Genomic DNA, 22184 nt, shown 5'->3' on the forward strand with positions numbered 1-22184 from the left:
TTCATGACCCGGCCGGTTCGGGGGGACCGGCCGGGTCCGCCGTGCCCGTGCGGTTCTTCGGGTTCGCCGTGTGCGTACGGTCCTTCGGGTCCTTCGGGTCCTTCGGGCCGGAGTCCGGGCACGGCGAGTGCCCGCACTCGCACGGCGGCCGGCGGTGGACGGCGTCCGCCGGCAGGGACGGCTCCTCGGCCCGGCGGTCCTTGGGCACCACCAGGACGCCGTCCGTACCCAACTGCTCCGTGAGCCTGGACAGATATCTCCGGGCACCGCTCTGCGTCATTGCGCACCTCGCTTCAGTCGGTGGAGCACGCGCTCCAACAGCTCTGGGGTGACGGGGCCATAGACGCGCGGTACGACCTCGGGCACCAGCCGCCAGAAGCCTCCGGCATGAATCACGGCCTCGAGTTCCGCCGTACCGGAGTCCGCCGGAGCGGGCTTGTCGAGTCCCTGTTCGCACATGTGGGAGGCGTGCCTTCCGTCATCGCGTCACTACCTTCTGTGCAACAAGAATCGGTCCATACGCGTACGATCAGAAGCCATTTCTCTCCCAAGAGCCCAACGGGGACAAGGGGGTTCGCCCATGGCACCACGACCACGCGAACTGTCGCCGGAGCGTTCGGCCCGCGATCCGTTCGGCTCCGAGATGCGCCGCTGCCGCGAAGAGGCGGGCATGAGCCTGGAAAGCCTGGCGGCGGTGGTCATATACGAGGAAAGCATTTCCCCCGGCACATTGATGGAGGAAAAGAGACTCGTCAGGCCCCGCCGGCGCGCCTACGATCTGCTCAGGGCGAGCGCCCTGTCGCCGAAGGAAACGGCGAAGTACATCCGCGCAGTCATGAAGGCACTTCCGTCATGAGCACCAGCCTGGACGTCACTCACGCCCGGTGAGTCAAGTCGACGTACGGCAACGGCAACGGCGGCGGCTGCGTCGAATGGGCACCCGACCTGGTTCCCACCACCCACACCGTCCCCGCCCGCGACTCCAAGAACCCCGGCGGCCCCGTCCTCACCCTCAGCCCCGCCGCCTGGGCAGGCTTCGTCGCGTACGCCGCCGGCGCCAACAACCCCCGTCAGGGCTCGCGTTCGTCATAGGCTGAGAAGTGGCCCGACGGGGGCCGACAGTCAAGGGAGCCTTGAATGGCGCGGTATCTGATCTCGTTCGACGACGGCGCGATGGCGGCGTTCACCGAGGAGCGGTTGGCCGAGTTGTCGGAGACCTCGCACGCGGTGGTGCGGGAGGCTCAGGAAGCCGGGGTGTGGGTCTTCGGGGGCGGGCTGGAGAGCCAGCGGGCAAGCGTCGTCGCCACCGACGGGACCGTCTCCGACGGCCCGTACCCGGAGACCAAGGCGGTCCTCGGCGGGTTCTCGGTCATCGACGTGCCCTCCCGTGAGGACGCGCTGACGTGGGCCGGCAAGATCGCCGCCTCGTGCGGCTGTGCGCAGGAGGTCCGGGAGATCATGGCCGACTAGACCCTTCGACCGGAGGTGGCCCGCCAATGGCCGGGGCCGTCATCCCGGGTCGGCGGAGTCACCGCGTCCGGCAACCGCTCTCTGTACCATCCGGTGCATGAGGTCTGTCACCGTTTCGATCGACCTGCCGCACACACCCGCGCAGGTGTACGACTTCCTCGACGTCATGGCGCACCACGAGCGATTCACCGACCACTACCTCACCAACTGGCGCTACAGCGGCCCCGGTCGGGGTGTCGGGTCGGGTGCCACCGTCACCGCCGCGCTGGGCGGGACGAAGACCGACGTCACCGTCGAGGTCGTCGCGGCCGAGCCGCCCCGCCGCATCGTCGAGCGGAACGTCAGCGCGGGCGGCCGGCGCCTGGCGCATGGCACGTACGACATCGGGCCGTTGCCGGCGGGCGGGAGCCGGGTCTCGTTCACGTACACCTGGGAGCGTGCCCCGCTCCCCGACCGGCTGCTCGCTCCCGTCGTCCGGGCCACGATGCGCCGCGCCAACCGGACGGTCCTGCGCCGGCTGGCCGACGAGCTGGCTCGGGGGACGGCGACGCCCGGGTCCTGAGGCGGCGGCGCCCGGCCCGTCAGCGGGACGGGATCGCCGCCAGGACCTCGATCGGGATCACCGCTCCGGTGTCCGTGGCCTCCGGCCTGGTCAGGTGCACCGCGAGGTCGGCGATCTGACGGGCCCGGAGGGTGCGGGCCTGGCGGCCGGCGTCGTGGGTGGAGCCGTACGTGATGACGTTGACCGTCACGTCCGAGCCACGGCACTCGTGCACCAGGTGCCACGCCAGGCTCATCAGGTCCGCGTGCGGGGCGCCGCCCGCCAGGGCGGAACCCCGGCCGAGGCCCTTCGTGGACGCGATGAGGACGATGCGCCCGTGGCCCGCCTCCCGCATCCCCGGCAGCGTGCGCCCGATGATCGCGTTGGCGCGGGCGCGCGTACCGGCCGCCGCCGCCACGGGGTTCTCCTCCGCGTCGCGGTCGTGCCGGTCGGCGTCCACGACCAGCACGTCGACCGCGCCGTGCCCGGTCTCGAACTCCGATACGGCCGCGTCCAGTTGGAGCCCGTCGCTGACGTCGCACCGCACGTTGTACAGCTCGCCGGGCGGCGTACCGCGTTCGTACAGGAACCCCACCCAGTCGTCCTGGCGGGCATAGGCCGCGGCCACGCTCTCCGCGCTCCCGCTCGCGCCGCTGACGACCAGCACCGAACGGCTCACGTCTGTTTCTCCCCCACTGTGCGTAGCTCCGCGATCGCCGGCCGATACCTGTGGCTCCGCGCGTGTCGGCCGGTACCAGGAGGCCCATCTGCGGGCGCGCTGAGAACGCGGCAGCCGGTGACCGGCGCCGAGGGCCGACGCGTGGGTCACGGGCGGCGGCGGTGCGGCGGGTGATCTGCTCGCGTGGCGCGCCCCCGCGTGGGCCGAGGCCGTCTCGTACGCCGACTGCCGTGCGGGCTCATACGCCGACTGCCGTACGGGCTCGTCCGCTGCGGGACCCCTCAATGCGTCCTCCAGGTGGCCGGAAGTGTCGCCGAGGCTGCCCAACTGCCCTGCTGCGCCACGATGTTGACCTTGGTTCCGCACCGCTTGCTGAGGATCTCGGCCAGGGTCCGCTCATCCTCGACCGGGCCGGCGGCCTCGTCCTCCCCCATGGGTCCCACGGGTCCTGCGGCTCCGGTCGGTCCCACCGGAACTGTCGACCCCACGGCGCCCGCCGCCGCCATGTCACCGGGTGTCCGGTTCTGCTTCGGCACGGTCAGTACCGCGTCGGGGCTGTCCAGGATCGTCACACTGACCCGTATGGCGACATCGTCCTCGGGCCCGGGGCGCTTGGTCACACCGAGGTAGTAGCCGGTGACTCCCACGACGCCGACGACATGCCCGGCGAGCTGGGCCGCCACCTCTTCACAGGCCGCGATTTTCGCCGGTGACCAGCCGAGACCGGCGACTTCGTTACGGACAATGCGGCGCGCGACCTGGATCTGCTCCGGAACGGCCGGTAGTGAGACGTGCATGGCATCGGTTCTCCGTGACCCCTCGCCCTCACGCTTCGGCAGCGTGCCGACGAGGTCGGTTCCCGGCCCTGGCGCGGCGGTCTGGGGGATGCCGCGTAGGGGAACTCCGTAGTCCACCTTAGCCACGTCACGGACACTCTGCAACGTGACAGAGTTCGCTCGGCGGTATCGTGGTGTCCGCTGAACGGAGAGGTGGAGACCCTCCCCACCCGCACGAAGCGAGGAGGGCCCGGTGAGCCAGCCGAGATCGGGCCCCACCGTCGCTCTGCGGTGTTTCGGGGCCGACCTGCGACGTCGCCGCGAGGCCGCGGGCATGACACTCCAGACCGTCGCCGACGCGCTCAAGAAGGACCGCGCCACTCCGGCCCGCTGGGAGAACGCGGAGACCGTGCCGAATCCGCGCATGGTCGCCGTCCTCCTCGACCTCTACGAGACACCGCCCGCCGAGCGCGCCGAGGTCCTGCACGCCTTGAACGAGGCGAAGAAACCGGGCTGGTGGCACCCCTGGCGCGAGGTCGCCGAGGTCGGCGTGATCGATCTGGAGTCAGCGGCGACCAGCATCCGCTCGTACGCGCCCGGCGTACTGCCCGACCTGCTCCAGACCACGGAGTACGCCGAGGCCCTGATGAGCCTGCGCAATCCGTACGAGGACCCCGCCGTACGCCGTCTGCGGCTGGAACTGCTGGAGGCCCGCAAGGCGCACACGATCGGCGGAGCGGACGGGCCCGACCCCGACGAGAAACGCGCCGGCCTGTGGGTGCTGCTGGAAGAAGCCACTCTGCGGCGGCAAGTGGGCGGTCCCGGTGTGATGGCCCGTCAACTCGACTATCTTGAAACCCGGATCGCCGATGTGGGTTCGTCGGTGGCCATCCAGGTCATTCCGCCGCGCGTACCGCATCCGCTGGCCATCAGCCTCTGCGGCCATCTTGAGATCCTCCGCTTCAAGGAGTTCGGGATGGGGGAGCGACTGATCCAGATCGGCCTCCACCCGGCCATGACGCTCATCACCGACGACTCCGAAGCCGTAGAGAACTACCGAATCGCGGTGGACGTGACCAGTGGGTACGCACCCCCTCGCTTCACCCCGCTGCCTCTGACGAGTAAGGACTTCGGATGAGCGACTCCGTTCGCCCCGGTACCAACGTCATGCCCACGGTCCCCAACTCCGCGCGCATCTGGAACTACGCGCAGAACGGCCAGGACAACTACCAGGTCGACCGGGACCTCGCCGATGTGATGATGCGGGACTTCCCGGAGATCAAGACGGCGGCCATGGAGTCGCGGGCGTTCCAGGAGCGGGTGGCGGAGTACGTCGTCCGGGACGGCGGGGTACGGCAGTTGCTGGACCTGGGGACGGGGATTCCCACGGGGAGCGGCACGCACGGGCTGGCGCAGAAGGCGGCGCCGGAGTCGCGGGTGGTGTACGTGGACAACGACCCGGTCGTGCTCAACCACGCGAGTTCGCTGCGGAGTTCGCCGGAGGGGAAGATCCACTACCTCCAGCAGGACTTCCGGAACGTGGACGCGGTGCTGGAGGACGCGGCGAGGACGCTGAACCTCGACGAGCCGGTGGCCCTGCTGGTCCTCTCCACGCTCGGGCACTTTCCGCCCGCCGAGGCGGCGGCGCTGGTCGGGGCGTACATGAGCCGGCTCGCCTCCGGTTCCTACCTGGCGGTGTGCGACACGATCGAGACTCCCGGCACGCTCAAGATGCAGGAGCACTACGTGGCGGCGGACCCGGAGGGCGCCTATCTGGCCCGGACACCGGACCAGATCGCGGCCTGCGCGGAGGGGCTGGACCTGGTGGCACCGGGGCTGCGGCCGTTGCCCGAACTGGTCGTGCCGGAGGGCGAGTCCGTTCCCGAAGGGGCGGCGGACTGTGTGCAGTGGGGGTTCCTGGCGGTCAAGCCGTAGGGCGAGAGCGACAGCAGACAGGGGCGGAAACACAGGCGGGGACGGGGCGGGGCATGGGACGGGGCGCGGCTCGGTGACCATGAGCGGGTTCGGTGGCCATGAGCGGGTTCGGTGACGTGGAGAGGGGCTCGGTGACCATGGGCGAGGAGTCGTCGGGCCGGGAGTCCACGACCTGGGAGCCGACGGCGGCGGGCGTGCTGCGGCTGCCTTCCGGGCGGCTCGTACGGGGGCGGGGGCTGCGTCACCCGCTCCCGGCCGGTCCGGTGCCGGACTTCGCGCTCTACCTGCTGGGCAAGGAGCCGCCCGCCGTGGAGTGGGAGGCGCGCTGGGTGCGCTGGCCCGACTTCCGGCTGCCGTCGGACCGGGCCGCGACCGCGCGCTCGCTGCGGGAGGCGCTGGCGCGGGCGGGCGGCGAACGGGTCGAGATCGCCTGCGGCGGCGGACGGGGACGTACGGGCACGGCTCTGGCCTGCCTCGCGGTCCTCGACGGAGTGCCGAACGCGGAGGCGGTCGCGTACGTCCGTGCGCACTACGCGCGGGGCGCGGTGGAAACGCCCTGGCAGAAGCGGTACGTGGGGCGGTTCGAGGGCCCGGTGGCGTAGCGGCCGTCCGTCGCGCGTGCCACGATCCGCTCCCCGGTCCGGGGAACCGGCAGACGCGCCGGCCGTCGGGCGACGCTCCGGTGGACTGCAAGCAGCGTGCGCGCCGTGGCCGGCCGCATCGCCGCCGTCGGGGGCCGGTGGGGGTGAGGTCGGAGTCTGCGGGCGGGCCTGGGCGGCGGCGGCCCGCTTGCGCCGGGGGTGGGTGTGGGCCCGGCAGGCGACGGCGGGCGCCGGTGTCCGGCGGGCGTGCCGGTGGGGCGTGGGCGTGGCGGTGGGGCGCGGGCGTGGCGGTGGGGCGCGGGCATGCCGATGGGGCGTGGGCGTGGCGGTCAGGCGACCACCGCGCCCGAGGCGAGCAGCAGATCCGGGAGAGGGCCTTCGAATTCCGGGATCAGGCGGAGTGCGAGGGTCCAGCCCTCCGGGTCGTTCGCCAGGTGCTCCGCGGCCAGCGCCGCGAGCGCGCGGCGGGTGTCCCGTATCTCCGCGGATTCCGGCGCCCCGGGGTCCGCGCCCCCGGCCGGGGTCAGCACCCGGGCCAGGAACGGTACGGTCGCCCGTGCCGGGAAGCCGGACTCCACCACCTCGGGCAGGGTGAGCTGCCCCAGCTCGTACGCACCCTCCAGCCAGCGGCAACCGCCGTTGTCCACCCGCAGCGGCAGCTTCGCCAGCATCTCGGAGGCCGTGGGGGGCTTCGCACCGCGCCGGGGGCGGTACTCCGGGTGCGACAGACGCAGCCGGGCGCCGGCCGACTCGTCCACGAGCGCCGGCGGGCAGCCGTCCAGTTCCGCGAGCCGGACGAGGAGCCGGTCGTGGAGCGGCTTCACGCCGTGACCGGCCACCAGCTCCGCCCAGGGCACGGGCGCCGGACCGATCTCCTCGGTGAGCAGGTCGAGGGCCCACTCCAGGTCGTCGTCCCCGGTGCCGGCCCCCTTCTCGGCCAGGAACTCCGCCCGCCCCGCCGGTCCCGCCGCCGCCCGCTCCGCCGCGCGCAGCGAGTCGAGACCCGACGCCGGACCCGGGCTCGGTGCCGGACCCGGCTCCGGGCTTGATTCGGGGCGGGCCGACTCCAGCGCCGCCCGTCCCGCCTTGAGGGTGTTCGGCGACAGCGGGTGCTTCGGCTGCCTGGCCTGGCCGGCCGTCCGCCTGCGGCCGGGAAAGTCGGTCTCGTCCAGCAACTCCCGCACCGCGTCCGGGCCTTGGTCCTCCCAGAGCCGTACCAGCATGCGCAGTTCCAGCGCGGGCGTGTGCATCTTCGCCCGGGGGCTGCCCAGCAGCACGCGGCACAACAGCGGGTGGCCCGAATCGGCGCAGGCCAGCAGCCAGGGCCGCCGCGCGCTCTCCCGTACGCCGCCGACGAGCGCCTCCGTCAGCGGAAGCCGGTCGGCGGCCGGGGTGACGGCGGGCTCTCCCTCCCGCAGGCGACGCCCGGAGAGAACGTGACGCCGCTGGGCCAGGGTGAGATCGCTGTGCAGGAAGAGCGCGGCGTTGATCTCCGGGTCGTTGTACGCGATCAGCTCGGCGATCACCTCCGGCGGGGTCTCCCAGTCCGCGAGACCCGCGAGGACGGACACGCCCCGTACCCGGACCAGGTGCGCGCGCAGTTCGGGACTCGGCTTGTGCCAGAGCAGCAACTGCTGGATGGCGCGCACGTCCATGTGCTCCCCGAGCGCGCAACGCACCTCGTGGCCGGCCCCGTTGTAGAGACGCAGCCACGCCGCCCGCCCGTTCGCCTGCCTGCGGCTGGGGAACTCGGGTCCCAGCGGCTTCGGCCATGTCTTGCCGAGATGTTTCGGTGTCTCGGCGAGCGCGGCGTCGATCAGTTCGGTGACGGAACCGGGGAAACGCGGGAGCAGCGTGAAGACCGCCCGCCAGGGGGCGAAGTCCGCGCCCAGACGGGCGGCTTGGGCGGCGAGGGCGGCTCGTACTCCCTTGTGGTCGTCGGGGAGTGCGCAGAGAACCTTGCGGGCGGGTGCGACCTCGGCCAGCACGCGGTCGACGGGGAAGGCGCCGGAGGTGATGCCGGGGCGCAGGAGGGCGGCGAGGCCCATCTCGTTGGCGGATTCGAGTGCGCTTCCGGTCAGCGCGGACGCCGTTCCCGCGCTGGTCCCGGCGACCGGCTCGAAGGCGGTGCGGGCCATGCCCTCGGCGCAGTGCGGGTGCGTCCACAGGACGGGGAGCCGCCGAAAGGCGAACGGGGTGGCGCGGTGCTCGGCGAGCAGCGCGTCCCAGTCCAGCGCGCCCGGGGCGGACGGCGGATAGATCGTGCCGCTGAAGTTACTGTCCCGCAGGTCCGCGACCAGCTCCTCCGTCGTCTTCGGCCACCGCCGCCACGCCCGGGAGCCGCTCTCCGACTCCTTGACCGCCAGCCCCTTGACCGCCGACCCGTCGGCCGCCGACCCGGCGGTCCGCGACCGGGAGGCCGCCCGCGCCGCCCGCTCGGCCAGCTCGGCCTGGGCGTCGAGAACGCGCCGCGCGTGCGCGGCCAGTTCGGGGAACGGGGACAGCAGAGCGGGCTCCAGCAGCTCCGGGACGAGGCACCCCATCAGCCGCGCCGGAAGTCCGTCCGCCGCGCGCCAGCCGGGATCGCCCACCGTCGCCGCCGCGCCCTCCCACACCGCCAGCCGCTGCTCGGTCGTACGGTCCCCGGCACGGCCGCCGTACAGACTCCCCGCCAGCGCCGGGTCGCCCTTCGCGGCCAGCCGCCGGAAAACCTCGTCGCGATGGGCGGTGGCCGAGGTGAGCAGCGCGCCGATCAGATCCGGGTCGCGGGAACCGAGCACCTCCTCCAGGAGGGTCTCCGGCAACACGGCCCTGCTGACGAGCAGTTCGACCGTCTCCTCCCGGAGCCGGGCGATCAGCGCGCGGGTGAGTTCACGGTCGGCGAGGGCGTAGGCGGCGGAGACACAGGCGGGGTCGGCGAGGCGCATCGTGGTGGCTCGGCTCTCTCGGAAGGACGGTCGGAGGGCGCGGAAGGGCGGTCGGAGGGCGCGGAAGGGCGGTCGGAGGGCGGTCGGAAGGACGGAGTCAGGAGTTGGAGTTCGGCGTCGGTCAGGTCGGAGTCGTGGAGTCGGTCAGGTCGGGCCCGGGTGGCGGCGGGTGGGCGCGTGGCCGGTTCACGACGACGCGGCGAGTGCCTTCATACGGGCCAGCACAGTGACCCAGTAGCGCTGCCGGTCCGCCGTCTGCCCGACCAGATACGTGGCGCGCAGCTTCGGCGGCAGCCGTCGCAGCAGCCGGGCCACCGCGTCGACATGCGGTGTGAGCTGGGACAGTTCGGCGTTGGCCAGCGCCCGGTGCACCGCGTCCGTGTCGTTCGTCCCCTCGGACGAGGTCTCCGACGCGACGGCCAGCCGTTTCTCCCAGACGTCTATGTCCCGCACCAACTCCTTGAAGCCGAGCGCCGTTTCCTCATTCGCGCCGTCCAGCCGTGCTTCGAGGGCGGTCAGCGGGACCGGGGCGAACTCGCCGTCGCCGAGATAGATCAGGCCGGAGATCAGGGGCTGCCCGGCCCGGCGCAGTTTGATGAGGCGCTCCAGCGTCCGCTTGGTGATCCAGTCCCGGCCCTCGTCGTCGATGTCGTTCTTCCACCAGTCGAGGACGGTCTCCGCCAGCTGCCCGTACTCCGCGATCAGCCACTCGTTGGCCGGGATGTCCTCGGGCCGTACCTCGTAGCTGACCGTGAAGCGGCTCGCCTGCGCCACGTTGTTCCGGCTGACCTGGAGTTTTCTGCCCAGGTGGTACGGCGGGTTCTGGAGGGCGATCTGGGCGCGCAGCCCCTCCACCGGCCGCCCGGCCAGCGACCACTCCTGGGTGATCTCCATCAGTTTGGCGAACGCGGCCTTGTCCTTCGGCCGGTTGTACTCGTCCCAGACGATCACCTTCTCGTCCGGCCCCGAGAGCGCCCGCGCCAGCAGCGTGTCCAGCCGCCCGTCCGGGCTGGGGACCGGCACGCACAGGTCCTCGACGTTGGTCACGGGGAGCGAGAAGTAGACCGGGTCCGCGCCCAGTTCCTCCCGTACGACGGTCTTGGTGATCTCCGTCTTTCCGCAGCCGGGCGGCCCTTGCAGCAGCACCGCCCAGCGCTCCCGGAGGGCGGTGCGCAGGATGCGGCGTACGGGGTCGGCCACCGTGCGCGGATTGTCCGCGCCCACGGCGGAGGCGAGGGCGTCCAGGATCTCCGCCGTACGGTCCGCCCCCTCCGTACCGTCCTTGCGCAGGTCGCGCAGGCTCAGCCGCACCCCGCCCACCAGTGGCAGGCCCCAGCTCAGCGGCAGGCCGGCGCGGGCGCAGTCCAGCACGTGCTCCAGGGTGCGCGGGGAGAGCAGGCCGCGCAGCCGGGGTGTCAGGCCGCTCCAGATCCGGAATACCTCACCGAGGTCCCGGTCGGGGAAGCGGGCCGCGAGCGCGTGCCGCCAGGCGGTGTCGTTGGCGGTGAGGCGCAGGGTGACCATGCGGTCGAGCACGGCGAGGTCGCCGCGCGCCGAACCGGTCTCGGCCGGCGACTCGTTGTCGGAGAGGAAGACCCCGACGCAGCCGAGGGCGCGCAGGTTGTGCTCGCCGAGGGTCCAGTTGCAGGCGATCTGCATGAGCTGGGACTGGATCGTCGCGCCCGCCTGCAACGAGTCGTCGATCAGCAGCACGAAGGGCTCACCGGGGGCGAGTTGGCTCATGATCAACTGGGTGAGGACCAGCTCGCCCGTCCTGTCGTCCCGTACGGGCGCGTTCATCAGGAGGTCGTCGGGGGTGAGGTTGGCCGCCGGGACGAGGACGACACGGGTGCCGGGGTGGGCGCGCGGGATGTGGCCGAGGAAGGTGGAGGTCTTGCCGATGCCGTGCTCGCCGAAGACCTGGCCGGTCTGCCCCGTGGCGATCATGGCGTCGATGAACTCGGCGAGCCGCACGCCCGGTTGACGGCCTGCGGGCCGCTCGGGATAGGTGGCGGTGACGGGCCACGCGGTGGCAGGCGCGGAGACGTCGGGTCCGGATGTGACGGGCGCGGAGGTGTCCGGTCCGGAGGCGTCCGGCCTGGAGGTTTCGCGGTCGGCGGCGGTCGTGATCACGGCAGTGGTCCAGTCCTGGTCAGGGGAGGGACGGGGCAGGGGGGACGGGCAGGGGTGGGACGGGCAGGGGTGGGACGGGCAGGGGTGGTCGCGGTGGCGGGCGCGGCTCGGAACAACGGGCGGCGTGCGGCTCGGCGGGGACGGTGCTCGACAGGGGGCACGGGCGCGGGCGGGGCCGTACGGTCAGCTGTCGCCGGTCGTCACGCGGTGGCAGGCCATGGGCGGGCTGTGGCGCTCGGGCCAGTCGTCACCGCCGTCGGTGATCAGCCATATCCAGTGCTCGGGCCGGGCCGGGGTCACCTGCGGCGCGTAACCGTCGGTGACCATGATCACGGCGTCCGGCTCGGCCTCGCAGCGCCTGCCGCCGGCCTCCCGGCGCCCCTCCACGTACTCCACGACCTTGCCGAAGTCCGTGCCGCCACCGCCCCGCACCCGTTCGCCCGCCACGAACGGCATGACCTCGCCGTCGAAGCTCAGCCAGTGCGTCTCGACGCCGTCGGTGCGGCCGATCAGGGTGACCAGCCAGTCGATGACCCGCCGGGGCATGGAGGCGGAGGTGTCGATGGCGACGACCACGACCTTCGTACGCTCCCGGCCGCGCCGCGACAGCATCGGCTCGTGTCCGAGCGCGAGCAGCACCGCGCCGTGCTTCCTGGGATAGACGAGCCGTTCGCCGTCGCGGAGTTTCGAGGCGAGCGTGTCGGCCAGCCAGCGCTTCCACCACTCGACCCGGCGGGTGGGCTCGGTCCGGCCGCGCAGCGCGCCGAGCCCGAGCCGGCCCCACAGCCTGGCGACACGCTCGCCGCCGCCCTCCGTACGGTCCGCGAGAAGCAGGATCTCCTCGTGGGCGGGGCCCTCGCCGCGCAGGGCGGCACGCAGCACGTCCGCGAGGACGCCCTCCACGACCAGGCCCACGGTCTCCTCGTCCAGGGGCACTCCGCCGACGGCCAGATGCGGACAGACCGGACCGGAGGGCACGGGCGGGTCGCTCATCCGCTTCAGCTCGCCGTAGACGGTCATGTCCGTCTCGACGAACTGCTCGTACGCCAGCGGCTCCAGGCCCCGTGCGCGCAGATCCTCCTCGTACCCGGCGTGGATCGCGTACGGATCGACGCCCACCGGTTCCCGTACGCCCCCGTCGGCCGGGCGCGTGGGGAGCTTGGCGCGCAGCCGCCGCATGGCGACATGGTTGATGGAGACCTCGGCGGCGACGGTGAACACGGGGTCCGCGCGCAGCTCCGCCTCCACGTACAGATGCCGGTGGATGAGATGCCGCGCCTCGTGGAAGAGCACGAAACGCACCCCGTCCGCGCCGATCGCCGCGAAGAACTCCGGGTTGTAGAGCAGCACACAGCTGCCGTCCCCGGTGGCGACCACGGCGGCCGTCTCCAGCGCGAGGGTCGGGATCTGCCGGTGGCACTTGGTGTAGAGCCAGGAGGCGATCGCGCTCTCCCGCACGCCGAAGTCGAGCATGGCGGCTTCCTTCAGGAGCCGGCCCTTCTCCGTGATCTCCGGGTCCGGCGGATCGTCCAACAGCCGCCGCCAGTCACGCAGATCGGCGACGGCCGAGGACGCCGCCGGTGATGTGGCCGCGGACGTTTCGGTCATGCGAAAAACCCTAGCGGCCGGGTCTGACAACGCGTCCGCCGACGAGATCCGGAGCACGGCCGAGGCTCCGTCAGGGGCTCCGTCGGGGACTCCGTCAGGGGCGCGCGCTTCGTGCGCGACCGGCAAGCGGTTCGCCCACGGCCGTATCAACCGGCGCTGAAATCCCTTACCTTCGGACGCCTGGCACACCTCTCCCCCCACAGGAGTCACCATGAACGAGCAGCAGCATCCAACCCCCCACGCGCTCAGCCGACGCGCGCTGATACGCGGATCCGCCGGGGCGCTCGGCGCCGGGGCAGTCGGACTCGGCCTGGTCGGGCTCGGCCTCGCCGGAGCTGCCGGTACGCCGGCGTACGCCGGGACCAGGGCGCCGCGCGACGCCTTCCACAACCCGTTCAGCGGGTACACCATGACCGGCACCTGGCAGGACCACCTCAACAGCGGCTCGCTGGGCGGCCTCGACTACGGCATGGGCGTCGGCACCCCGCTCCCGGCGGCCGGCGGCGGGGTCGTCACCAACATCCCGAACAACGGGACCGGCGGGCACACCGTGACCATCGCCCACAGCAACGGCTACCGCACCCAGTACATGCACCTGTCGGCGTTCGTACTCGGCAACGGTGCGTCGATCGCCTCCGGCGGCACCGTCGGGCTCTCCGGGGGCGCGGTCGGCGCGCCAGGCTCGGGCTCGTCCACCGGGCCGCACGTGCACTGGCACATGATCGACCCGAACGGGAAGCGCATCAATCCGCTCACCTTCCTCGGCAGCGGTGGCGGTGGGAGCGCCGGGCTGCCGAAGACGGCGACGGAGCAGGACGGTGTGCCGGGCGCGGTGTTCTGGCAGCGGGCCCAGAAGTGGCTGTCGATCGAGGCGGGTTACGCGGGCCCGGTCGACGGCGCCCCGGGCCCCAACACGTACGCCGCCCTGCAACGCGACCTGCGCGACCACCACGGATACACCGGCCCGGTCGACGGCGTTCCCGGCCCGAACACCTGGGCCGCGCTCCAGCGGCTCGCGGGCGGCTACGGCTACACCGGTCCGGTGGACGGGGTGATGGGCCCCAACTCCTGGCGCGCCGTGGCCCGTTTCCTCAACGAGGACCGCTGGGACTGATGCCGGTACGGCCGACGGCCCCGGCGGCGGTCACCGGACCTCACCGGACCTCACCGGACCTCACCGGACCTCACCGGACCTCACCGGACCTCACCGGACAGGGTGTCACTGGAGGGGCGGCAGCGCGAGCCAGTCCCGCCAGGTGATGTCGCGGCCCACGTAACGGGGCTGCCGGAACGGCCAGTCGGCGGCGATCCACCCCGGGACCAGCGCGTCCAGCGCGCGTTCCGTCCCGCCGCCGACGTGGTCGTCCACCACCCACCAGGAGATGTCCGCGTCGGCGCCGGCCCGGTCGGGCGGGTCGATGTAGACGCAGCCGAGGATCGCCGTCTCCCCGGCGTCCAGCAGGGCGTAGTTGAACGACTCGTGCGCGGCGATCTCCTGCTCGTGCCGCAGCAGGTCGGCACGGTCCTGTTCGTAGGTCATGGTCTCCGGGGGCCAGGACCAGGCCGGGCCGTAGATCTCCCAGAGACGTTCCCGGGAACCCATCACGGCGGGGTAGTCGATGGGGGTGTCCGCCTCGCGGATCGGCCGCAGATGCAGCGCGGTGCCGGGGACGGGCACATGGACGGGGTGGACGAAGTCGTCGGGCAGCCAGCTCATGAGGGGCGAGGCTACAACCGGGCATCCGGTTCGGCGACCGATATTTCCGGCGACGGGGGTCAGGGGCGGGGGACCGGGGGCAGGCGGTGGGGGCGTCGGGTCCGACGCTCGGCTCCCGGAGCCCGGCGCCGGACCCCGCCCCGGTGCGGGCGTCGGGTGCCCCTTACGGCAGGACGGCGTCGGCCACCGCGCAGGCCACGTTGTCCGGTCCTCCCGCGTCGAGGGCCAGCGCGATCAGTTCGCGTACAACGTCCTCCGGGTCCGCCGTCGCCGTGAGCACCTGACGGATCTCTTCGGGCCGTACGACCGTGAACAGCCCGTCCGAGCAGAGCAGATAGCGGTCGCCGGGCTCCACGTCGTACAGCCGCAGATCGGGCCGGGCGTGGTCTCCGTCGCCGTCCAGTGCGCGCAGGAGCAGCGCCCGTTGCGGATGGGACGCGGCCTCCTCCGGGGTGAGGCTGCCGGCGTCGATCATGGACTGCACGAGAGTGTGGTCGTGCGTGATACGGGACATCTCACCGCCCCGCAGCAGATACGCGCGGGTGTCACCGATGTGGACGAGCGCCAGCCGGGATCCGGTCCACACCATCGCGGTGAGGGTGGTCCCGGAAGTCTCGGCGTTCGCGGCAGCCGTCTCGGCGGCCGACGGGGCCGCCGCGCCCGGGTCCACCCGGTTCGCACGGTTCACCCGCTCCACCGCGTCCGCCAGTCCGTTGAGCACATCGGCGCCCCGGACCGACTCCTCCAGAGCCACCAGCGCGTCGATCGCCGCCCCGCTCGCCCGTGCGCCCTCGTCCCCGAACCCGTCCGCGACGGCGAGCAGCCTTGAACCGGCGTACGCCGTGTCCTGATTGACCGGCCGGACAAGCCCCCGGTCCGACCCGGCGGCGAACCGCATCGCCACGTCCCCGCTCGTTGGCTCCCCGCTCGTTCGTTCCTGGCTTGTTCGTTCCTGGCTTGTTCGTTCCTCACCTGTTCGTTGCATGTCTTCGGCGCCTTTCCCTGCCGGTCTCCCCGACAGCTGTCCAACGAGGAAGGCCACCAGGTCCCGGCGCGCGGCGGTTTCGGTCTCCACCCGCGCCCAGTACGCCTCGATGTCCCGGCCGGCAACGCGCGGGTCCTTCTCGGCCAGGTCGCACACCTGGCCGATCCGCGCCAGCGGCATCCCGACGCGGCGCAGCCACGCCACCAGACGAGCCCGCTCCAACTGCGCCCCGGTGTAGTACCGGTAGCCGGTCGCCGTATCCACCCGAGCCGGTGTCAGCAGACCCAACTCGTCGTAGAGACGCAGCGCCTTCGGCGACAGACGGACCGCTCGGGCGAACGCGCCGATGGTCAGTTCGGGTGGGTTCGCGAGCCCGCCGCCGTCCCTCTCACCGCCGTCCGCATCGCCGCCGTCCCTCTCACCGCCGTGCACATCGCCCCCGCCCCTCCCACCGGTCCGCGCCACCGCTGTCCCTTTCCTCGTACCGGGCACGTCGCCCGGCAGGCCCGATGCTGGGGCTTGCCCTTCGGGGAAGGTCAAGCCGTCGGGAAAGGCCAGATCAGTGTGCCCGGCGGCCGACCTCGACGACCGCCGGAACCCTGGGGGCTTGCGTCGGGACGGACCGCGCGCCCGCCGGATCGGATCCGGCGGGCGCGCGGGACGAGGACGCGGTCAAGGCTCCCGGGTGTGGAAGAAGTAGAACGTGGCGATCGCGGTCGCGCCGCCCACCGCCAGGCCGATGCCCGACGAACGCAGCACACTCGCGTACGTGAGGCTGTGCAGGAAGCCGACGGAGCCGCCCGCCACCACGGCGTAGGCCGCCGCCCGCAGTTCCCGGGGCACCGTCCTCGGCAGGCGCAGCAGGCCGAAGACCAGGATGGCCAGTGCCAGTCCGGAGACCACGCCGAGGGTGATCTGGAGGGCGTTGAGCGGGGTGCCGTGACGCTGGATGAACGGGGCCCAGACGCCGTAGAGGATGCCCAGCGCGACCGGCACGGCGATGAGGTGCGGCGGGATACGCCGCCTCCTGGGGCCGGTCCCACGTCCGGTCCGGCGGCCGGTGCCCCGGCCCGCGAAGCGCGAGGGACGCGCCGGACCCGAGGGCCGGGCGTGACGCGGTCCCGTGGTGGACGTCGGTGCCTGTGAGGCCATGGCAGAGAACTCCTCCCGCTCGTCCTCCTTCCAGGGCACACCCGCCGACGCGCCCCGGCAACTCGGACCGCCCCGCCCCGGTACCACCGGCCCCGCGCGGCTCTCAGTCGTCCGGTGCCTTCAGCGTCACCCAGACCAATTTCCCCGGACCCCGTCTCGGCTCCACCCCCCAGTCGTCCGCGAGCGCGACCACCAGGGCGAGCCCCCGGCCGCACTCGTCGACAAGTTCGGGCGTACGCGGACTGGGCACCGTGTCCCCCGCGTCCTCCACCTCCAGCCGCAGCAACCCGTCGGCCCTCCGTACGGACACCACGATCTCCCGGCCCGGGGGCGACCCGTGCCGCAACGCGTTGGTGACCAGTTCCGACAGCAGCAACGCCGCCGTGTCCCCCAACTCCCCCGGCAGGCTCACCAGCCCGCGCAGCGCCTCTCTCGCCCGCCCGACACTGCGGGGGTGACGCGGAAGCCGAAGCCTCATGTGCTGGTCACAGTCGTGGTTCATGGAGATGACCTTCCCCATGAGGACGACTTTTACTTTCCGTACACGTGACGTGACCGTACGGGGTGGATCTTCGGACTGCCCGCCGAAACCACCCAATTCCCCCGTCAGCCGTCCGTCGAGCCGAAACGGCGTTTGTGGAGTTCCTCCAGCACTCGGCGTTCGCGCTTCGTCGGGCGGCCAGCACCCCGGTCGCGGACCGCGACCGGGCCCGCGAACTCGCGGGGCGGGGGCGGCGGGCTGTTGTCCACGTAGCACTGGACCGCGACCGGGGCGCCCACGCGTTTGCGGATGACGCGCGTGAGGACCACGACCCGTTCGCGCTCGGCGTGACGCAGCCGGATCTCGTCGCCCGGCTTGATCAGATAAGCGGGTTTCACCCGCTCCCCGTTGACGCGGACGTGTCCCGCACGGCAGGCGGACGCCGCCTGGGAGCGGGTCTTGGTCAGCCGGACCGACCAGATCCAGACATCGGCGCGTACGCTCCCCTGGTCCCCGGGAGCGGCCTGAGCTTCAGCGGCGGCAGCCATGCTCCCGAGCTTAGAGGGTGTCCGCCGCCGCCGGGCCTGTGTCCGTCGGGCCTGTGTCGGTCGGCCCTGTGCCCGCCGGGTCTGTGTCCGTCGGGTCTGTGTCCGTCGGGTCCGTCGGCGGCCGGGTTGCCTCCGGCAGGGCCGGCTCCGTCGGGTCCGCCCCCGACAGCGCCGCCCGCACCTCCTCCGGAGACGTCTCCCGCAGTTCCTCGCCGGCCACCAACCACCTCGTGATCCCCACCGATTCGAGGAACGGCAGATCGTGGCTCGCGATCAGCAGCGCGCCCTCGTACGACTCCAGCGCGCCCGTCAGCCGGCGCACGCTCGCCATGTCCAGGCTGTTCGTCGGCTCGTCCAGCAGCAGCAGTTGCGGGGCGGGCGCGGCCAGCAGCAGCGCGGCGAGGGCCGCGCGGAAACGCTCGCCTCCTGAGAGGGTGCCCGCGGGCTGTTCGGCCCGCGCCCCCTTGAAGAGGAAGCGGGCGAGCTGCGCGCGGATGTGGTTGTCGGTGACGCCGGGCGCCAGACGGGCGACGTTCGCCGCGACGCTCAGCTCCGGGTCGAGCACGTCGAGCCGCTGCGGCAGGAACCGCGTCGGTACGAATGTCCTCGCCTCCCCCGCCGCCGGCGCGAGCTCCCCGGTGAGCGTGCGCAACAGGCTCGTCTTGCCCGAGCCGTTGCGCCCGACGAGGGCGACGCGTTCGGGGCCGCGTACGTCCAGCGTGACGTCCCGCAGCCGCCCGTAACGGGGCCGTACGCCCTCCAGCGTCAGGACGGTGCGGCCCGCGGGCACGGCCGTACGGGGCAGGCTCACCCGGATCTCGGCCTCGTCGCGGATCGCGTCCGCCGCCTCCTCGCGGCGCTCGCGCGCGTCGTTGAGCCGCTCCTCCTGAAGAAGCCGCGACTTGCCCGCCGACTCCTGCGCGGAGCGTTTGAGTCCGCCCGCGACGATCCGGGACGCCTTGCGCCGGTCGTTGAGCTTCTTGTCGTGCCGCTGCCTGCGCGCGTTCTTGATCTGTGTCTCCTCCAACTCCCGCTTCTGGCGCCGTACGTCGGCCTCCGCCGTGCGCAGCGTCCGTTCCGCCGCGTCCTGTTCGCCGGCCAGCGCCTCCTGGTAGGCGGACCAGCCGCCGCCGTACCAGCTCACCGAACCGGCGCGCAGTTCGGCGATACGGTCGACGCGCTCCAGCAGTTCACGGTCGTGGCTGACCACGACGAGCACACCGGCACGCCAGGAGTCGACGGCGTCGTAGAGCCGCCGGCGGGCGGGCAGGTCGAGGTTGTTGGTCGGCTCGTCCAGCAGCAGGACGTCGGGCCGCTCCAGCAACAGCGAGGCCAGCCGCAGCAGCACCGTCTCGCCGCCGGAGATCTCGCCCACGGTGCGGTCCAGGTCGATCGCGCCGAGCCCGAGGGAGCCGAGCATGGCGACGGCGCGCTCCTCGACGTCCCAGTCCTCGCCGACGGTGTCGAAGTGCTCCTCGCGTACGTCGCCGCTCTCGATCGCCCGCACGGCCGCGCGCCGTTCGGCGATACCGAGCGCCCGGTCGACGCGGAGACCGGTGTCGAGGGTGATGTTCTGCGGCAGCCAGGCCAGGCTGCCGCCGGCGGTCACCGAGCCGCCGGAGGGGAGCAGTTGGCCCGCCAGCAGGCGCAGCAGGGTGGTCTTGCCGGTGCCGTTGGCTCCGACGAGGCCGGTACGGCCCCGGGGGACGCTCACGGACAGCCCGTCGAAGACGGGGGCGCCGTCGGGCCAGTGGAAGGAGAGCGCGGAGCAGGTGAGGGAAGCGGTGGGGGCACCGGGCATGGGCATGGGCATGGGCATCGTCATGGTGTTCCTCGCGGGCGCGTCGGGATGGGGGCGTCGTGTGCGAGCACCACGCGGCGACCGGGCCCGTACGACACGGACCACCGGGCTTCTCAGCACCGGGAGGGGGATGCGGCTGCCCGAGAGGTCGGGGACGGCTCATGCATCGAGGTCGGGCCCACGCGGGCGTACGGGGGCGGCGAGCCCGAACCGTACGGCGTGATGATCGCGAACCTCAGATGCGCAACGTCCACCTCTGTCGGAGACAACAAGGACGCCGACCAGGATAGGCGGGGCCGCCGACCCGGGCCAAGGGTTTTCCGCCGGAACGGGTGCGAGGACGGATGCGAGGACGCATGCGGCGGTCAGATGCGGCGGCCTTCTGAAGAGGCCGCCACGAGCCACGCCCTCCGCAGGGGTCGGCCGGGGCCGTAGAAGACGATCGCCGGACAGGCTGCGGAGGCGGCCTGTCCGGCGATCGCGTACGAAGGAACCACGAACTACGAACTGAGAACTGAGAACTGAGAACTGAGAACGACAGACTACGAACTACGAACTACGAGAAGGAACGTGCGACGAGCGGTTGGCCGTCAGACGCCGATGTTGTAGCCGTCCTTGCGCCAGATCGCCACGACCGACGGGCGGACCATCTTGCCCGGACCGTCGGGCCACGCGCTGAGCGGGTTCTCGACCGTCGCGCCGGTGATCTCGCCCGGGTGCTGGACCGCGACCAGGACACGCCGGTCCTGGATGATCGGGCCGCAGGTCTCCGCGCCCTTCGGAACGGTGAGGAACTGCTTCAGCTCACCGCGCCGCTCGCCCTGCGTCGCCACACCGAACAGACCGTCGTGCGAGCCGAGCTGGGCACCGTCCGTGGAGATCCACAGGTTGCCGTGCGGGTCGAACGCCACGTTGTCCGGGCAGGAGATCGGGCTGACCTTGTCCTTCGGGAAGCCGGCGAAGTACGTCGACGGGTCCTTGGGGTCGCCCGCGACCAGGAACAGCCGCCAGGCGAAACCGTCGCCCGCCGGGTCGTCCCAGTTCTCGGCCAGCTCCAGGATCTGACCGTGCTTGTTGGCGTTGCGCGGGTTGGCCTCGTCCGCCGCCGCCTTGCCCGCGGCACCTCGGTCGGTGTTGTTCGTCAGCGCGACGTACACCCGGCCGGTGCGCGGCGAGGGCTCGACGTCCTCCGGACGGTCCATCTTCGTGGCGCCGACCTTGTCACCGGCGAGGCGCGTGAAGACGTACACCTCGTCGGCGGTCATGCCGGGCACGTGCGAGACGTCGCCGGTGGCGAGCGGGATCCACACGCCGGAGCCGTCGAACTCGCCGTCCGCGGGGAGCTTGCCGGTGCCGTCGATGTCCACCGGGCTGTCGCCGCTCAGCTTGGCGACGTACAGCGTGCCCTCGTCCAGCAGCGTGAGGTTGTGGTCGCGGGCCGCGCGGCTGTTGCCCTTCTTCATCGCCTTGGACGAGACGAACTTGTAGAAGTAGTCGAACCGCTCGTCGTCGCCCATGTAGACCACGGCGCGGCCGTCGGAGGTCAGACGCGGCTGCGCGGCCTCGTGCTTGAAGCGGCCGAGCGCGGTGCGCTTGCGCGGCGTGAAGTCCGGGTCGTACGGGTCGAGTTCGACGACCCAGCCGAAGCGGTGGATCTCGTTGGGCTCCTGCTTCAGGTCGAAGCGCTTGTCGAACCGCTCCCACTTGCGCTCGGTGGCGGCCGTGCCGACGCCGTAACGCTTGTCGGTGGCGCTCGACCCGTTGGCGAAGTACTGGTTGAAGTTCTCCTCGCCCGACAGGATCGTGCCCCACGGGGTGGTGCCGCCGGCGCAGTTGTTGAGCGTGCCGTAGACCTTCTTGCCCGAGCGGTCGGCGGAGGTGCGCAGCAGCTCGGAGCCCGCGGCCGGGCCGGTGAGCCGGAACTCGGAGGTGACGGTGATACGGCGGTTCAGCTCGTGCCGCGAGACGGCGGTGAGCTTGCCGCTGCGGGGCTCCTCGTCCACGACGACGACCGACAGGCCGTGCGCGGCCCAGGCGATCTCGACCTGCTCGCGGGTGGGGTTCTCGGGGTCGTACCCCTTGAACATCAGGATCTCGTCCGTGTACTCGTGGTTGGCCACGAGGAGCTGCTTGCCGCGCTCGCTCTTCAGCGGCAGCAGGCTCAGGAAGTCGTTGTTGTAACCGAACTGGCCGGCCTGCGCCTTGGCGGTCTGCTTGTTCGGGTTGAACTCCGGCGCGCCGCGCAGGATCGGGTCGCCCCAGCGGATGACGAGGTTCTGCGTGTAGCCGGCCGGGACGGTCACCTTGTCGGCGGTGTTGGGCGCGACGGCCGCGAAGCGCAGACCACGGGCGCCGTCCGCCTTGTTGCCACCGTTGCCGTGGCGGTCGTCCGCACCGGCGAGGGCGGCGGCGGAGGCGGGGGTGCTGCCGCCGGTACCCGCGGCGATGGCGGTGCCCGCGGCTGCGGCGACGGTCACGACAGCGGCGCCGCGCATGACCGACCGGCGGGAGAGCGCGGAGGCGATGACATCGCCGGCGTACTCGTTGTCACTGGTGTTGGGCACCTCGTGGAAACACGCGTCACCGCAGCGGTAACGGCAAGTCATGGCGGAACGTCCGCCCGGGTGCGAGTTCAGCAGCGGCAGCAGTTTGCGCACTTTCCCCTCCGATGGGCTTTACTCGGCGCGCCCCGCGCCGACATGGTGTCGGGATCTGACGGCGGCGACGCTATGCGCGTAGGCACCCGGTTCGGCGGCCTCAAGGTGAACACGGAATGAATGTGAGCCGACCGGGCTTCGGAGGAGGGCACATTCGAGGTCCCGGGGCGCC

The 22184-nt window shown here is 72.1% G+C and carries 20 protein-coding genes and 2 pseudogenes; 8 read left to right on the forward strand and 14 right to left on the reverse strand.

The genetic code is table 11. The features are described from left to right. Position 1: 1 nt before the first annotated feature. The gene (locus OG875_RS14715; protein WP_330174684.1) at positions 2–280 is read right to left on the reverse strand and encodes a hypothetical protein; all 279 of its coding nucleotides are present in this window, start codon (positions 278–280) and stop codon (positions 2–4) included. A 300-nt stretch (positions 281–580) separates the two neighbouring features. Here OG875_RS14715 and OG875_RS14720 point away from each other — a divergent pair, with 300 nt between their 5' ends. The 4 genes and pseudogenes from OG875_RS14720 to OG875_RS14735 all read left to right on the forward strand — a co-directional run bounded on the left by OG875_RS14720 (position 581) and on the right by OG875_RS14735 (position 2032). Beyond that, entirely contained in the window at positions 581–856 is a 276-nt protein-coding gene (locus tag OG875_RS14720; protein WP_330174685.1) for a hypothetical protein, read from the forward strand. A gap of 47 nt (positions 857–903) precedes the next feature. Further along, positions 904–1092, forward strand: a pseudogene (locus tag OG875_RS14725) (DUF397 domain-containing protein); the annotation flags it as partial. A gap of 45 nt (positions 1093–1137) precedes the next feature. Continuing rightward, positions 1138–1470 carry a YciI family protein gene (locus tag OG875_RS14730; protein ID WP_330174686.1) on the forward strand — a complete coding sequence of 111 codons (333 nt, stop codon included), beginning with the start codon at positions 1138–1140 and terminating at the stop codon, positions 1468–1470. A gap of 97 nt (positions 1471–1567) precedes the next feature. Further along, entirely contained in the window at positions 1568–2032 is a 465-nt protein-coding gene (locus tag OG875_RS14735; RefSeq protein WP_330174687.1) for an SRPBCC family protein, read from the forward strand. A gap of 19 nt (positions 2033–2051) precedes the next feature. On the opposite strand, the gene OG875_RS14740 is transcribed toward OG875_RS14735, so the two are convergent. Both OG875_RS14740 and OG875_RS14745 read right to left on the reverse strand, forming a co-directional pair. Then, positions 2052–2690, reverse strand: a complete 639-nt coding sequence (locus OG875_RS14740; RefSeq protein ID WP_330174688.1) for an SDR family NAD(P)-dependent oxidoreductase — start codon at positions 2688–2690, stop codon at positions 2052–2054. Positions 2691–2971: 281 nt separating this feature from the next. Then, the gene (locus OG875_RS14745) at positions 2972–3487 is read right to left on the reverse strand and encodes a hypothetical protein (RefSeq protein ID WP_330174689.1); all 516 of its coding nucleotides are present in this window, start codon (positions 3485–3487) and stop codon (positions 2972–2974) included. Between the two features lie 232 nt (positions 3488–3719). Here OG875_RS14745 and OG875_RS14750 point away from each other — a divergent pair, with 232 nt between their 5' ends. The 3 genes from OG875_RS14750 (at position 3720) to OG875_RS14760 (ending at position 6003) form a co-directional block, all read left to right on the forward strand. Next, positions 3720–4604, forward strand: coding sequence for a helix-turn-helix domain-containing protein (locus tag OG875_RS14750; protein WP_330174690.1), 885 nt, complete (start codon positions 3720–3722; stop codon positions 4602–4604). Then, entirely contained in the window at positions 4601–5401 is an 801-nt protein-coding gene (locus OG875_RS14755) for an SAM-dependent methyltransferase (RefSeq protein ID WP_330174691.1), read from the forward strand. Before OG875_RS14750 ends, OG875_RS14755 begins: the two co-directional genes overlap by 4 nt. Before the next feature lie 137 nt (positions 5402–5538). Continuing rightward, positions 5539–6003 (forward strand): protein-tyrosine phosphatase family protein, encoded by a 465-nt coding sequence (locus OG875_RS14760; RefSeq protein ID WP_330177746.1) that lies wholly within the window; start codon positions 5539–5541, stop codon positions 6001–6003. Positions 6004–6332: 329 nt separating this feature from the next. On the opposite strand, the gene OG875_RS14765 is transcribed toward OG875_RS14760, so the two are convergent. From OG875_RS14765 to OG875_RS14775, 3 genes are all read right to left on the reverse strand, one after another. Then, positions 6333–8930, reverse strand: a complete 2598-nt coding sequence (locus tag OG875_RS14765) for a hypothetical protein (RefSeq protein ID WP_330174692.1) — start codon at positions 8928–8930, stop codon at positions 6333–6335. 186 nt (positions 8931–9116) lie between these two features. Then, the gene (locus tag OG875_RS14770; protein ID WP_330177747.1) at positions 9117–10877 is read right to left on the reverse strand and encodes an ATP-binding protein; all 1761 of its coding nucleotides are present in this window, start codon (positions 10875–10877) and stop codon (positions 9117–9119) included. Positions 10878–11246: 369 nt separating this feature from the next. Beyond that, positions 11247–12671, reverse strand: coding sequence for a DUF2201 family putative metallopeptidase (locus tag OG875_RS14775; protein WP_330174693.1), 1425 nt, complete (start codon positions 12669–12671; stop codon positions 11247–11249). A 211-nt stretch (positions 12672–12882) separates the two neighbouring features. On the opposite strand from OG875_RS14775, the gene OG875_RS14780 reads away from it, so the two are divergent. Next, positions 12883–13785 carry a peptidoglycan DD-metalloendopeptidase family protein gene (locus tag OG875_RS14780; RefSeq protein WP_330174694.1) on the forward strand — a complete coding sequence of 301 codons (903 nt, stop codon included), beginning with the start codon at positions 12883–12885 and terminating at the stop codon, positions 13783–13785. A 105-nt stretch (positions 13786–13890) separates the two neighbouring features. On the opposite strand, the gene OG875_RS14785 is transcribed toward OG875_RS14780, so the two are convergent. The 8 genes and pseudogenes from OG875_RS14785 to OG875_RS14815 form a co-directional block, all read right to left on the reverse strand. After that, positions 13891–14388, reverse strand: a complete 498-nt coding sequence (locus OG875_RS14785) for a GNAT family N-acetyltransferase (RefSeq protein ID WP_330174695.1) — start codon at positions 14386–14388, stop codon at positions 13891–13893. Positions 14389–14551: 163 nt separating this feature from the next. Continuing rightward, positions 14552–15727: a MerR family transcriptional regulator gene (locus OG875_RS14790; protein ID WP_330177748.1), complete on the reverse strand. Its 1176-nt coding sequence runs from the start codon at positions 15725–15727 to the stop codon at positions 14552–14554. Positions 15728–16045: 318 nt separating this feature from the next. Next, the gene (locus tag OG875_RS14795) at positions 16046–16525 is read right to left on the reverse strand and encodes a hypothetical protein (protein ID WP_330174696.1); all 480 of its coding nucleotides are present in this window, start codon (positions 16523–16525) and stop codon (positions 16046–16048) included. Between the two features lie 103 nt (positions 16526–16628). Continuing rightward, positions 16629–17045 (reverse strand): ATP-binding protein, encoded by a 417-nt coding sequence (locus OG875_RS14800; RefSeq protein WP_330174697.1) that lies wholly within the window; start codon positions 17043–17045, stop codon positions 16629–16631. A gap of 86 nt (positions 17046–17131) precedes the next feature. After that, positions 17132–17554: an RNA-binding S4 domain-containing protein gene (locus OG875_RS14805; RefSeq protein ID WP_330174698.1), complete on the reverse strand. Its 423-nt coding sequence runs from the start codon at positions 17552–17554 to the stop codon at positions 17132–17134. A 10-nt stretch (positions 17555–17564) separates the two neighbouring features. After that, positions 17565–18773 carry an ATP-binding cassette domain-containing protein gene (locus OG875_RS14810; protein WP_443079261.1) on the reverse strand — a complete coding sequence of 403 codons (1209 nt, stop codon included), beginning with the start codon at positions 18771–18773 and terminating at the stop codon, positions 17565–17567. Positions 18774–18845: 72 nt separating this feature from the next. Further along, positions 18846–19379 (reverse strand): annotated as a pseudogene (locus tag OG875_RS30995) (ATP-binding cassette domain-containing protein); the annotation flags it as partial. A 566-nt stretch (positions 19380–19945) separates the two neighbouring features. Beyond that, positions 19946–22012: a PhoX family protein gene (locus OG875_RS14815; RefSeq protein WP_330174699.1), complete on the reverse strand. Its 2067-nt coding sequence runs from the start codon at positions 22010–22012 to the stop codon at positions 19946–19948. Between the last annotated feature and the right edge of the window lie 172 nt (positions 22013–22184).

The sequence above is a fragment of the Streptomyces sp. NBC_01498 genome (assembly GCF_036327775.1).
GTDB lineage: Bacteria > Actinomycetota > Actinomycetes > Streptomycetales > Streptomycetaceae > Streptomyces.

Coding starts and splice junctions, on each gene's coding strand:
- OG875_RS14715 (WP_330174684.1), bottom strand. CDS start 280: ATGACGCAGAGCGGTGCCCGGAGATATCTGTCCAGGCTCACGGAGCAG.
- OG875_RS14720 (WP_330174685.1), top strand. CDS start 581: ATGGCACCACGACCACGCGAACTGTCGCCGGAGCGTTCGGCCCGCGAT.
- OG875_RS14730 (WP_330174686.1), top strand. CDS start 1,138: ATGGCGCGGTATCTGATCTCGTTCGACGACGGCGCGATGGCGGCGTTC.
- OG875_RS14735 (WP_330174687.1), top strand. CDS start 1,568: ATGAGGTCTGTCACCGTTTCGATCGACCTGCCGCACACACCCGCGCAG.
- OG875_RS14745 (WP_330174689.1), bottom strand. CDS start 3,487: ATGCACGTCTCACTACCGGCCGTTCCGGAGCAGATCCAGGTCGCGCGC.
- OG875_RS14755 (WP_330174691.1), top strand. CDS start 4,601: ATGAGCGACTCCGTTCGCCCCGGTACCAACGTCATGCCCACGGTCCCC.
- OG875_RS14760 (WP_330177746.1), top strand. CDS start 5,539: ATGGGCGAGGAGTCGTCGGGCCGGGAGTCCACGACCTGGGAGCCGACG.
- OG875_RS14765 (WP_330174692.1), bottom strand. CDS start 8,930: ATGCGCCTCGCCGACCCCGCCTGTGTCTCCGCCGCCTACGCCCTCGCC.
- OG875_RS14770 (WP_330177747.1), bottom strand. CDS start 10,877: ATGATCGCCACGGGGCAGACCGGCCAGGTCTTCGGCGAGCACGGCATC.
- OG875_RS14775 (WP_330174693.1), bottom strand. CDS start 12,671: ATGACCGAAACGTCCGCGGCCACATCACCGGCGGCGTCCTCGGCCGTC.
- OG875_RS14780 (WP_330174694.1), top strand. CDS start 12,883: ATGAACGAGCAGCAGCATCCAACCCCCCACGCGCTCAGCCGACGCGCG.
- OG875_RS14785 (WP_330174695.1), bottom strand. CDS start 14,388: ATGAGCTGGCTGCCCGACGACTTCGTCCACCCCGTCCATGTGCCCGTC.
- OG875_RS14795 (WP_330174696.1), bottom strand. CDS start 16,525: ATGGCCTCACAGGCACCGACGTCCACCACGGGACCGCGTCACGCCCGG.
- OG875_RS14800 (WP_330174697.1), bottom strand. CDS start 17,045: ATGGGGAAGGTCATCTCCATGAACCACGACTGTGACCAGCACATGAGG.
- OG875_RS14805 (WP_330174698.1), bottom strand. CDS start 17,554: ATGGCTGCCGCCGCTGAAGCTCAGGCCGCTCCCGGGGACCAGGGGAGC.